Here is a 12226-nt window from a genome sequence, read left to right as displayed (position 1 = left end):
TTCCTATGCTTTTCGTGTTTCAGCAAGCCAGTTCACCAACCCCAGCAACAGGCCAAAAGTAAGAAAGGCGCCGGGCGGCAGCACCATGATCACCCAATCGGGCCAGACAGTCGGCAACAGCCGTATACCGAACAGGGCTCCGGTTCCCAAAATCTCACGGATGGCGGCGATACTGCAAAGAGCCAGGCCGAATCCCAGGCTTTGTCCCACAGCGTCGGCTGCCGCCGTAAAAGGCGACTGCTTGGAGGCGCAGACCTCGCAGCGGCAAATGATAATGCAGTTGACGATGATCAGCGGGATATAAGGCCCCAGGGTTTTGCTCATCTGGTAGAGGTAGGCAGCCAGCAGGCGGTCGGCAATGGTCACGAAGGTAGCGATGGTCAGGGTGAAGACCACGATGCGCAGATGCGGTTTGAGCAGGTTACGAATCAGGCTGGTGATCACGTTGGCGCAAAGGAGCACGAATCCCACGGCCGCGGCCATGGTGATGGCAGCCTGCAGGCCATTGGTTACCGCCAGCGTGGGACAAAGGCCCAGAAGCTGCCGATAGACCGGGTTTTCCGGAAGGATTCCGTTAATAAGTCGCTCGGTGGCGGTGGGTTGATCAGCCATTGTCGTCCTTCCCTTTCTCCATCACACTCAAAGGCTGGCGTAAATCGCCGACGGCCGTGTTGATCATGGCGGTGACACTGTTGGAGGAAATGGTGGCGCCGGTAACCGCATCGATTTCGCCCGGCTTCGCGGCTCCGCTTTTGACCACCACCAGGGCACGGCTGGTCGGTGCGCCGATGAACTGGCCACGCCAATCCGCTGTTACGATCTTGTTGCCCAACCCGGGCGTCTCTTTCTGGTCGAGAACGAACAGGCCGGTCAGGGATTTCCGATCCGGGGAAAGTCCCACCAGCAGTTCGATGGCGTCGGCATACCCCTGTCCCTTGGTCTTGATCACCCAACCGCGCAGCTCGCCGGCATATCGCGCCTCATAGACGCTGTACGTTTTCGCCTGTCCCGCCTTGTCAACGGCCACCCGGTGGGCGGCGATTTCCAGGCTCTGGTTCTGAGCCGCCATTTTGTCGGCCAGATCCTTTCCCAGCACCAGTTCGGGAACCCTTTCCAGGGTTTCGTTGACCTTATTAGTCTCGATGATCGGCCCCAAGGCCAGTTGTACACCGGCCAACGAAATCCCGAAACTGACCGCCAGCAGCAGCACCAGCCAGGCCTGTACGAGACTGCTCGTCTTCAACTTCTCGGCAAACGTTTTTTTCTCACTGTTCATAAGCAATCCTTGCCCCGCTCAAAACCAAGACAATATATGATCGCGGCTGGAAGCCGCTCCAACGATGGTCAAACTCTCAAACCCTTAAGGCTGCTTACAAGCCTGAATGAAGTAGCCTTTGTTTAGGATCAAAACGCAGAATCCCATCCATACAGGCGTGTTCGTCCAGAAATAGGCAAATTTGGTCGAAATCAAGGCGCGCGAGAAATTTGACCGCAGGCATATGGATGATATTCCGAAGATCAAATTTCAGGCACAACACCGATATTGGGCAAATTGGCCATTTATGAACGGACACGCATCATTAATTGGCACCAAAAGGAGTGGGTATACTCCACCGGTTAATCAGCGGCGTCAATGCGTTCATAAACAGCACGGCGAACATCACACCTTCCGGATATCCGGAAAAAAGCCGCAGAATCATGATCAAAATGCCGGTCCCCAGTCCGAATACAAATTTGCCTTTGGGCGTCAGGGGGCTGGTCACCGGGTCCGTGGCAATGAAGAAAGCCCCGAAAAGCACGGAACCGCCCAGAATGTGGTGCACCACCGTCCAGCCGTCAGCCGGCCCGATCACATCCGCCAGGCCGCCGATCACCGCCACCGCCAGCAGCAATCCCGCCGGGATTTCCCAGGAAGCCGTCCGCCGGACGATCAGGTATAGCCCACCCAGGATGCAGGCCAGGGCGCTGGTTTCCCCCAGGCTGCCATTGGTAGTCCCCCAGAAAAGCGCTGCCAGCGGGGTGACCACGCCGTTCATCTTGTAAGCGTTCATGGGGGTAGCCTGGGATATGGCGTCCACGGCGCTCTGAACGTCCTCGAATCCCGATGCGGCCAGGGCCCCGGCAAAAGAAATCATTACGAAGGCCCGGCCCACCATGGCCGGATTAAACAGGTTCATGCCCAGACCACCGAAAATGACCTTTCCGATACCGATGGCAACGAAGGCGGCAATCGCACCCACGTACCAGGGGGCCGTACCGGGCAGTGACATGGCCAGAATCACGCCGGTAACGATGGCCGAGCAATCTTTTAAGGTCGTCACACGGCCGCGCATCTTGACGAAAAGCAGTTCCGCCGCCAGCGCCCCGGCGATGCAGACGGCCAACTGAAAAAGGGCGTATCCCCGAAAAACGAACAGGGACATTGCCACCACCGGTGCCAGGGCGATCAGCACATCCACCATCATCCGCCTGGTGCTGGATGCCGACTGGGCCAGATGGGGAGAAGGGGACACGTGAATCACCGGCGCAGCCGGTTCGTTCGGATCGGTGGCGGGGGAGGTTATTTCCTGCATATTCTTTTTTTTCTCCATTGTCCTTCCCTTAACCCCGGTCTGCGGCCACGAGTCGGGCCTTGCCGGCCCGAATCAGTTGGACCAGTGGAATGTGGGCCGGGCAGGTGTATGCACAGGAACCGCATTCGAAACAGGCCATGATGTTGTATCGCCGGGACAAGGCGATGTCCTGATGCCGGGATGCCAGGGCGATCTTGGTCGGCACCAGATTCATGGGACAGGCGTCCACGCATTTGCCGCAACGGACACAGGCGCTCTCTTCACCGGCTTTGACCTCCTCTTTCGACATCACGGTGAGGCCACCGGCACCCTTTGTAACCGGTGTATCGGGGTTGGAAAAGGCAAACCCCATCATGGGGCCCCCGGCTACCAGGCGGGCGGCATCGGGTGTCAAGCCGCCGCAAAACTCGATGAGGGAACCGAAGGAAATCCCGATGGGAGCCAGTACATTGGAAGGATTGGCAATCCCTCCGCCGGTAACGCTGATCACCCGATGGGTCAACGGCTTCTTGTGAATCACGGCCCGGGCCACGGCCGCCATGGTCGCCACATTGCTGATGGCCACACCCACATCGGCAGGCAGGCCCCCCAGAGGAACCGGACGCTTGAGCACTGCGTAGATCAAATGCTTCTCACTGCCCTGGGGATATTTAGTTTTTACGACCGCCACCTGAATGCCGGTGCCATCGGCCGCTTTTCTCATGGCCTCCACCGCCGGCATCTTGTTGTCTTCGATGCCGATGACGATGCGCTCGGCGCCCACACTACGCGCCGCCAGCAGGGCGCCGGTGACGATGGGAGCCGGCGCTTCAAGCATCAGCCGGTAGTCGGAGGTAAGATACGGCTCGCACTCGCAGCCGTTGACAACCAGAGTGTGAACCGGCTTTTTGTCGTTGGGGGAAATTTTCACGTGGGTGGGAAAGGCCGCGCCCCCAAGCCCCACCAGACCGGCATCGCTGATATCCCGGCTGATCTGGACCGGATCGTAGGCATCCAGGCCGGTGGTCGGCCAACTGCCTCCGAAAATTTCGTCCCACAACGCCCGGTCCGACGGCATCTCTCCATCGGTTTTGATCGGCAAGGTGTCCATGTGCCGGCCATTTGCCAGGGTGGTGCGCATGGAACGCTGGACCACACCGGGAACCGACGCGTGCAGCGTTGTGGATACGAATGAGGTGCCCTTGCCGATCAACTCACCCCAGCCAACTTTCTGACGCGGTTTGACGACCGGTTCGCACGGCCCTCCGATATTCTGATGCAGGGAGAGTACCACCGAACCCGGTGTGGGCATCACCCGGATGGGTGCATCCTTTGCCAGTCCCTTGCGGCCCGGCGGATGGACGCCATGGGCGAAGGTGCCGTTGCCGTCATATCCCTTGAGTTTCAACCCCATGGCGACACCATGAATTTCATTTTTTTTGTGACCTTCATTTTAACCGTCCCAAATACAAAAAGATTTCCCAGGGGAAATCTTTTCCATAACGAATCCGATTCCAACTAACCGAAAAATTATGAATGTTTCCATCTGGAATGTCAAGATCCAAAATTCACTTTCATAAGGCAACCGTATTTGAATCGAATTCCAGTCGAATGGCCACCCGGAAGCCATTTCTCATGAACGAATCAATGCCAGATGTCAATTAAACACTGGAGCAGTTTACGATATTGACGGGCGGTTGTCGAAACGATAATATCTTTAATATAGATGGATTGACCGCCCCGGGGTGAAGACCCTTGTAAACCCTTTCAATCAGGAGGTTATGCGTGCAGGAAAGTACTCCGTTGCATAAAGTTCTCGTGGCAGTTGACGGCAGCGAGCAGTCCCTGCGGGCCATCCGTTACGCAGCCCGCGTTTTTTCCGCCGGACCGAACCCGAATCGTCCTGTTTCATGTGCAGGCCCAATTGTTCGAACTCTTTTCCGACCTGGACGCCTATCCCCACTACAAAACTCGGGTGACCGGGCTGAAACGATGGGCCACCGAACAGAAACAGGACATTGCCAGCGTAATGGACAGCGCCCGGGCGTACTTCAGGCAAAAAGGATTTTCCGATTCCGCGATAACGGTTAAAACACCATCCAAAAACCTGGGCGTCACCGAGGACATTCTCAAAGAAAGTTATGAGGGATACCACGCCATTGTCGTCGGGCGCACTGGATGGAGCCGGTTCAAGGACTGGCTGGTCAAAAGCACGGCCATGAAACTGGTAACCAAGATCAAGCATATTCCCATCGTCGTGGTGGGCGGCAACCCCGAGGCCAAACACTTTCTGGTGGCCTTCGACGGCACCCATGGAGCCATGAAGGGCGTGGTCTGCGTCGGCGCCCTGGTGGGCAAGTCGGACAACCATCTTCAGCTTTACAGCATGATTGACAGCAAAAAGAAATTCTGGCCGGGAGAGGATCCCTATTTCAAAATAGACAACTGCACCAGTCGGATCGTCATCGGGAAGGAGAAGATTGGCGAACAATTGGAGGAAGCCCGAACCCGTCTCTTGGAGGAAGGCGTTCCCTCGGAACGGCTGTCTTTGAGAATTCATACCGTGGGACGGGACAGAGCGACCCACATCGTTCGGCAAGCCGAGGAAAACAATTTCGGAAGTGTGGTGGTTGGCCGCCGCGGACTGATCACCTTCATCGACGAATTTTTCATCGGCCGGGTGAGTGACCAGGTGCTCAGACTGGCCAACGAACTGGCCGTATGGGTCATCTGAGAAGAAAAACCCTACCGTCACAAACAGCGAACGCATAAGCCGTTACAGGGTCTTTTTCATGTCATCTTGCCCAATTCCTTTAACACCTTGCCGAGGTCCTCGGCGGTAAAAGGCTTGTTCAAAATGGCATTGACGCCAGCATCGTAGGCGGCCTGGTTGTCCTGGCTTTCGTTCTGGGTCGTCACCATGGCAATCGGCAGGGTGTCTTTGTCGAACTGCGAGCGCACCTCCCGGATCAGCTCGATACCGTTGATATGGGGCATGTTCAGGTCGGTAAAGATGAAGTCGGGAGGATCGTCCTTAATCGCCTGCAGGGCTTCGGCCGGGAACTCGAACAGGGTCGATTCGCATCCCAGGCTGTGCAGGATGCTGCGATAGATGTTTAAGATCATCTTGGAATCATCCACGGCGAACACCTTCAGAGACGCGACGGTTTCTTCACGGGCCTGATCGGCCACCTGGCCCGACAGGTCGCCCAGGCCGTTTTTCTCCATCAGCTCGGCAAAGTGAGTGCGTACATCGGGATGTGCCCGACTGCTGAGGAAGTCCACCGCGCTGGTTCGAAACGTCTCCTCTTCGACAAGATCCAGGAAAATTGTTTCGCAACCGGAATTGAGCACGGTCTCGACAAGCTGCCGGGTTTCTTCATCGCCGGACCGAATCATGTTTTTTAACCCGGCCGCCAGCATGGTGCTGTAGTTGCGGTCGATGGCTGCAGCCGCGGCCGCTCGGACGTTTTCCACCGGGTCGGACAGTCCCTGGGCCAGGGCAAACGCCCCCTTTTCGACCGGCAGCATCCCCAATGCTTCGTAAGCGGCGAAGCGCACATTGGCGTCCTTGGGCTCGTTGTGCAGCAGCTTGCGAATGGGTACGATAGCGCTTTCGTCACCGGTTTCGCCCAGCACGTTGAGGGTATGGATAAGAAGATCCGGATCGTCGTGGTGCAGGTTGTCGATCAGTATGGGAACCGCTTTGCCGCCCATGTCCCGCAGGCGCTGCTTGGCGGCGTTGCGCAGATGGGCGAAATGGGAGGAGAGGCCCTCGTTGAGCCGTTCGATGGCTTCGGGACTCTGGTCGGTGGCGAATACGTCCAGAATCATGATGTCCAGATCCGGATCGGCCCCCAGCTTTTCCGCCAGCCGCTGAAAGGCCGTGGGAGTAGCCAGCCCTCCCAGGGCGTAAATCGCGGCGATGGTCAACTCCAGGCTCCCCGAATAGAGATACTCCGATATGGCGGTGGTCGCCCCGGACTCGCCGATAAGCCCCAACGCGCCGATCACGGCCTTGATGATCATCTCATCCTCATCTTCGTTGAGGATGCCCAAAAGCTGGGAGGCGGCGCCTTCAAGGCGGATTTCCCCAGCCACCTCCACCAGGACGGTCCGATTTTCCCGCTTGTTTTCACGGGTGAGCATGGAGAGCAACAGTTCCGGATTGTAGAGTGCTTTGGCGTACAGGATCTCTTTCAACTGGGGGTAGGACTGGGACAGGTCCCGTTGTTCGGCAATCAGGTTGACGATCAGGGGAATGGCAAAGTTGTCGTCGGCCCGGTTTAGTTCGAAAAGGGCCATTTTGCGAACAGGCTCTTCCACGACCCCGATTTTTGACAGGACCAGCTTGGCCTTGATCATATCTTTTTCACGGATATCGAAACGCAGTTCTTCTATGAAATCGGCGGCGTTTATCTCCGGCATGGGCGATATTCCATCCTTTCCGAAGGCAACAGTTTAAAGACACGATGACTGATGCCCTGCACTACGGGGCCGATGCGACCTGAATGTCGACACGACCATAATTGAGATTATATTGAGGTAAATGCGGGTACAAAAGGGTACAAGTAGTATATCGCCATTTTGGCTCGATACTTAACCCCCAATATTGACGGGTCCCTGAAAATCTCGATCTCTGTGCACCATCCGCACCCTGGCTATTACCTCGACAATGGGGATGACCTTTGATGGACAAGCAAATCATTCGCCGACGGCTGCTCTCCTGGTACACCGCTCACCGACGCCGTCTGCCCTGGCGGGAGACATCGGACCCTTATGCCATATGGGTGTCCGAAGTGATGCTTCAGCAGACCCGGGTGGACACGGCTATTGCCTATTATCTTCGTTTCATGAAACGTTTCCCCACCGTGAACCTGCTGGCCCAAGCCGACCTTCAGGAAGTGCTCAAGCTTTGGGAAGGGCTGGGCTACTATTCCCGGGCCCGTAATCTGCATCGTGCCGCCGGCATCGTGGTGGACCGCTTCAAGGGGGCCGTACCCGACGATCCTTCCGATTTTCGATCCCTGCCCGGTGTGGGGGATTACATCGCCGCCGCTGTCCTGAGCATCTCTTTTAATCAGGCGCTTCCCGTGGTGGACGGCAATGTCAAGCGGGTGCTGTCCAGATTGCTGGAAATCGATTTTCCCGTGAACCGCAGCGGATCACACAAGGCTTTCCAGGAACCGGCCGGGGAATTGATCAGCCCCGAAACGGCCGGCAGATTACAACCAGGCGATCATGGAACTGGGGGCTCTGGTCTGCCGGCCGAAAAACCCAGACTGCGGCGGCTGCCCGCTGGCCGAGGGTTGCCGCGCATATCAAAACGGCCGCACGGCCAATTATCCAAAACGCGATCCCTCTCGAACGGTTCCCCATCGTCGTCTGGCCATCGCCGTGATCCTGAAAAAGGGAAAAATGCTGGTGGTACAGCGTCAGTTGGAAGGATTTTTGGGCGGACTATGGGAATTTCCAGCCATCCCTGCAGACGGCAGGCCAACGGTGGCAGAGGATTTTGAAAAGAAGCTTAAGGCGGAAACCGGACTGACCGTTTCCATGGAGCGTCAGTTGACGCGGATTCGACATGCCTACACCCACTTCAAGCTCACCGGTGACGTCTTTTTGTGCCGGTATTCGGCCGGACGGGTGCGGCTCAACAGTGCCCGGAGCCACCGCTGGATATCCTTCGGAACACTTTCCGACCTTCCCCTTCACAAGGCCAACCACAAATTTCTGGACGTTCTGGAATTGGCCCTGGGCGAATGAAAAGGGCGGTTCGCTTTCTACCCCTCGGCGCCATGAACCTCCGGCATGGAAGCTTCAGTTCCGTCCAGCACCTCGCGGATGGTCCGGGAAAGCTCCTCGACGGTGACCGGTTTCATTAAAAACGCGCGGATCCCCGTGGATGTGGCCTGAACTGCAGTCATTCGCTTGCTGAAGCCGGTGCAGATGACGATGGGGATGTCGGGCCGGTGCTGCATCATTTCTACGGCCATTTGATCTCCGGTCATACCGGGCATGGTCATGTCCGTGATCACCAGGTCGATTTCATCCGGTCGTTCCAGAAAAAGGTCAAGGGCCTCGGCCGGTCGGGTGAAGCCCACGGCATCGTAACCGAGATCTTTGAGCATCTCCACACCGACCTCGACAAGGAGTTCCTCGTCATCGACAAACAGGATGCGTTCACTCCCCCTGGGGTATTCCGGCGTTGGACTGGGCGTCGATGCTGTCGGGTTTTCAAGGACGGGAAAGAAAACGGAAAAGACCGAACCTTCACCGGGCACACTCTCGACGAATATCCGGCCGCCATGGTCGTTGACGATCCCATGCACCGTTGCCAGCCCCATGCCCGTCCCCTCTCCCAGGGACTTGGTCGTGTAGTAAGGGTCGAAAATACGATCGATCACCGCTTTTTGCATGCCGGTACCGGTATCGCCAACCGAAAGCTTCAGATAACGGCCGGGAGCCAGATCTTTATCGGTGGCCTGGGCACCGGCTTCCACGACATGGCTTTCCAGGGTGACGGTCAACTCCCCTCCCCGAGCCTCCATGGCGTGGGCCGCGTTGGTGCAAAGGTTCATCAGCACTTGATGGATCTGGGTCTGGTCCGCCATGACGGTGCCCAGGTTGGAGGGAATATTCTGGATGATCTCAATGGTGGTGGGGATGGTGGCGCGTAGCAGTTTCACCACCTCCTTGAGCACAACGGAGATATCCGAAGGCATTTTCTGGGACTTGCCCTGGCGCGTAAAGGTAAGAATCTGTTCCACCAGACCTTTGGCCCGCTCGCTGGCCTTGAAGATGTTGCCCACATACCCCTGCACCCGGAGGTCGCTTGCCGTCTGCATCTGGGTGAGTTGGGCATAGCCTAAGATGGCACCCAGAATATTGTTGAAGTCATGGGCGATGCCGCCGGCCAGGGTACCGATGGCCTCCATTTTCTGGGCCTGTTGCAGTTTCAGTTCCAGGCGCTCCCGCTCCTCTTCGGACTCTTTTTTGTCGCTGGTGTCGATAATGATCCCTACCATGGTTTCCGGTTGGCCGTCTTTGTCGAACCGCACCACTTTGGCCTTGGTGTGAAACCACTTCCATTGCCCGTCGTTGGCCTGGAGGTTGAACTCATAATCGAACATCGGCGCCATGCCGGCTACGTGACGACCGAATTTCCTTTGAATGGCTTCCCAGGTTTCAGGATCGGTCTTGTCGCGCATCAATCGCAATCCATTGATCAGGTCGGCCTCTTCGTATCCCAAAAGGTTGTAAATGCGGTCGTCCACAATAATGGAACCCGATTTGAGGTCCAGTTGCCAGATCCCTGCGCCGCTGACGTCCAGTGCCAGCAGGAGGCGGTCCTCGCTTTCCAGGCGGGCGGACTCCATCTGCCGCTGTTCGGTGATATCCCTGGCAATCCCCTGGGTGCCCACAAAAACTTTGATCCCCCCGTCTCCGGACACATAAAGGCCTTCCGCATCGATCAAAAATACAGGATTCTGCTCGGACATCTGCCCGCTTTCCTTGTTCGCCAGACAGGTTTGACCGAAGGCACGGATGGCCAGCCGGTTGAGGCTGCGGCCGGTCTGGCGCTGGTCGATTCGGTTTCTGGCGGCATCCACGTCGTCCGGGTGCACGAAGTCCAGAATAGATCGGCCGAGCAGTTCCTCGGGCATCAGGCCATATCGCCGGATGGCATCGCTGACAAAGGTAAACCGACTCACGGTGTCCAGTCGAAAGATGATATCAGGTGTGGAACGGATGATCGAATGCAACTCCTCCTGGGAGTTTAAGAGGGCCGCCTGGGCATCGCGGTGTTTTTCGATCTCCATCTCCAGGCGCAGATTGACTTTTTTCAAGGATCGCTCACGACGCTGGATGCGATCGGCCATGGTGTTGAAACGCGAAACGATGGTGCGGATCTCCGCCTGAGGCGCCTTCAGGTCGACAGAATCGTATTCGCCCCGGGCAATCTGCTCGGTCCGCTGAATCAACTGGTTCAGGGGAGAGATCAGAAATACCTTCAATATAATGCGCAACGTAGCCACCAGCACCAACAGGGCGGCGATCAGTCCGGCAATGCTGAGCCACATGAGGTGGCGCTGCTGTTCGACGAACAATTGGGAATTCAGCGCAATCTCGAGGTAGCCGACTACCGCTTCGCCGTGGAGGATGGTTGTCCGCGATTCAATGATGGCTTTGGTATCGCTGCGTTCTTTTTCGAAAAAGACCGTTCCTTCGTGGTCGGTTACCTTCATCCTGGCCACCAGGGCGTTTTCGAAAAACGAATTGCAGATCTTGTCGATCCCCTCTTCGTCGATGTTCCAGATGGGAAGCTCTAAAGAGTCGTGCAGATATTCGCTGAACTCCGCTATGGTTTCGCGGCTTTTGACCTTGGCTTTGTGAGTCAGATAACCGTAGGCAAAGACGGCCACCAAGAAAAAGACGACCGTCACCACCAGTACGATGCTTACGATCAGGTCGCGATGTAGGGTGCGCCGGGAACGGTCGGGGCGTTGATCTTCTTTTTTGAAATCGTCCTGGGGCATGATCGTAAAAATATCCTTGGCCCTTTGCCACATAAAAGGAAACGATGGGTGTTAACGATCGGTTGCGCCAAGATATATCGGCAGGCGGGCAAGCTATCAATAGCTTTTTTTAATCTTAGGGAACTCCTGGAAGAAGGTCGGACCGGCTCAGGCTTGTGGGAAAACGGTCACTGTCGGTCGTTGCGTCGATTCCAGCATGCCCAGTGCGGCCCTCAGGACCTGTTTCTGGGTTTTAGCATCGCCGACCGGCCCCACCGGACGGCCCATCAGAAAAGGAGTCAGCAGAACACGGGCAAGCGCCATCTTCCTCAAAGGCTGTTCAAAGGCAGCCACGGCAACCACGACGGTCGGAATTCCCGCCTCTTCCATCAGACGCGCAACGTGTCCCACGGACACGTGACAGACCGGTCAGACAGGCACCAGCAGTGCGGCATCGACCTGCTGCTCCTTGAACCGCCGAACCCAACCAGGTCCTGTGATCTTCTTCAGGCGGGTCTGGGAGCAGGCCCCGACAAAAGAGAAGGCCGGATCGGAAAGTTCGGCAAAACGCCCTTCGGCGGCCAATTCCCGCAAGCGCTGCAGGGGAAAACTCACGTTGGGATCCTTGCGGGCGCCGCGCACGTCGTAGCCGCCGTGGCGCACCACCAGACGATCCGTATCGGTGTCCACCGCAATGGTGCTCAAGGTGGGGGGTGCTTTTATAAAAGACATGATATTTTGCTCCGCCTGGGCCTGGGTCATGTTCTCGATCCCCAACGGCTCGGGGTCGTCGCCCTGAACAAAATGACCGCTGGACGTGAGCAGCATGAGGCGGGATTCGGAAAGGGGCTTTTCCATAAGGACAAAGGGTCCCGTTTCGTATACGGCCCTGGCCTCCTGAGCATAGGAGAGCACCTGGCCCTGGCGGACATGCTCGTAAATCGGTGTTGCGTTCCCGTCATCATAAGCGTCCACGAGCTTGGACAAAAGCCCCTGGAAAAAAGCAGCAGCCTGGTCGTCGGAAAGATGGGACAAAAATTTGAAACTCAGGTCCGAACGGCTGCCGTAAAAAAAAGAGTTCTTGAAGGATTCGAACGTTTCCGGATGATCGTTTGTTTCACTCATGTTTTCGCTCCTTATCTTCCGATTGGGATG

General features: G+C 56.8%; 10 protein-coding genes and 1 pseudogene. 3 read left to right on the top strand and 8 right to left on the bottom strand.

What is annotated here, in order from left to right; translation table 11 throughout:
- Nucleotides 1-3: 3 nt before the first annotated feature.
- The 4 genes from rsxE to rsxC all read right to left on the bottom strand — a co-directional run bounded on the left by rsxE (nucleotide 4) and on the right by rsxC (nucleotide 3966).
- A complete protein-coding gene (gene rsxE, locus GN111_RS28060) occupies nucleotides 4-612 on the bottom strand; it encodes an electron transport complex subunit RsxE (RefSeq protein ID WP_155306920.1) in 609 nt (202 codons plus the stop codon).
- Nucleotides 605-1276, bottom strand: a complete 672-nt coding sequence (locus GN111_RS28055; protein ID WP_155306919.1) for an RnfABCDGE type electron transport complex subunit G — start codon at nucleotides 1274-1276, stop codon at nucleotides 605-607. Before GN111_RS28055 ends, rsxE begins: the two co-directional genes overlap by 8 nt.
- Before the next feature lie 304 nt (nucleotides 1277-1580).
- The gene (locus tag GN111_RS28050; protein WP_155306918.1) at nucleotides 1581-2573 is read right to left on the bottom strand and encodes an RnfABCDGE type electron transport complex subunit D; all 993 of its coding nucleotides are present in this window, start codon (nucleotides 2571-2573) and stop codon (nucleotides 1581-1583) included.
- 28 nt (nucleotides 2574-2601) lie between these two features.
- Nucleotides 2602-3966 carry an electron transport complex subunit RsxC gene (rsxC, locus tag GN111_RS28045; RefSeq protein ID WP_155306917.1) on the bottom strand — a complete coding sequence of 455 codons (1365 nt, stop codon included), beginning with the start codon at nucleotides 3964-3966 and terminating at the stop codon, nucleotides 2602-2604.
- A gap of 510 nt (nucleotides 3967-4476) precedes the next feature.
- Here rsxC and GN111_RS28040 point away from each other — a divergent pair.
- On the top strand, nucleotides 4477-5286 hold the full coding sequence (locus tag GN111_RS28040) for a universal stress protein (protein ID WP_155306916.1): 810 nt from the start codon (nucleotides 4477-4479) through the stop codon (nucleotides 5284-5286).
- A 56-nt stretch (nucleotides 5287-5342) separates the two neighbouring features.
- Here GN111_RS28040 and GN111_RS28035 read toward each other — a convergent pair whose 3' ends face one another.
- Nucleotides 5343-6980, bottom strand: a complete 1638-nt coding sequence (locus tag GN111_RS28035) for a HEAT repeat domain-containing protein (protein WP_155306915.1) — start codon at nucleotides 6978-6980, stop codon at nucleotides 5343-5345.
- A 263-nt stretch (nucleotides 6981-7243) separates the two neighbouring features.
- Here GN111_RS28035 and GN111_RS34540 point away from each other — a divergent pair.
- Both GN111_RS34540 and GN111_RS34045 read left to right on the top strand, forming a co-directional pair.
- Nucleotides 7244-7633 (top strand): annotated as a pseudogene (locus tag GN111_RS34540) (HhH-GPD family protein); the annotation flags it as partial.
- Between the two features lie 160 nt (nucleotides 7634-7793).
- Nucleotides 7794-8318, top strand: a complete 525-nt coding sequence (locus GN111_RS34045) for an NUDIX domain-containing protein (RefSeq protein WP_353740193.1) — start codon at nucleotides 7794-7796, stop codon at nucleotides 8316-8318.
- A gap of 17 nt (nucleotides 8319-8335) precedes the next feature.
- Here the strand turns inward: GN111_RS34045 and GN111_RS28025 are convergent, their stop codons facing one another.
- The 3 genes from GN111_RS28025 to GN111_RS28015 all read right to left on the bottom strand — a co-directional run bounded on the left by GN111_RS28025 (nucleotide 8336) and on the right by GN111_RS28015 (nucleotide 12196).
- A complete protein-coding gene (locus GN111_RS28025) occupies nucleotides 8336-11092 on the bottom strand; it encodes an ATP-binding protein (protein WP_170302495.1) in 2757 nt (918 codons plus the stop codon).
- Between the two features lie 147 nt (nucleotides 11093-11239).
- Nucleotides 11240-11482, bottom strand: a complete 243-nt coding sequence (locus tag GN111_RS28020) for a nucleoside/nucleotide kinase family protein (protein ID WP_155306913.1) — start codon at nucleotides 11480-11482, stop codon at nucleotides 11240-11242.
- 18 nt (nucleotides 11483-11500) lie between these two features.
- Nucleotides 11501-12196 (bottom strand): glycine/sarcosine/betaine reductase selenoprotein B family protein, encoded by a 696-nt coding sequence (locus tag GN111_RS28015; RefSeq protein ID WP_155306912.1) that lies wholly within the window; start codon nucleotides 12194-12196, stop codon nucleotides 11501-11503.
- Nucleotides 12197-12226: the final 30 nt, after the last annotated feature.

This window comes from Desulfosarcina widdelii (genome assembly GCF_009688965.1).
In the GTDB taxonomy this organism is placed as follows: Bacteria; Desulfobacterota; Desulfobacteria; order Desulfobacterales; family Desulfosarcinaceae; genus Desulfosarcina; species Desulfosarcina widdelii.
This window is presented reverse-complemented; position numbering and strand designations above follow the sequence as displayed.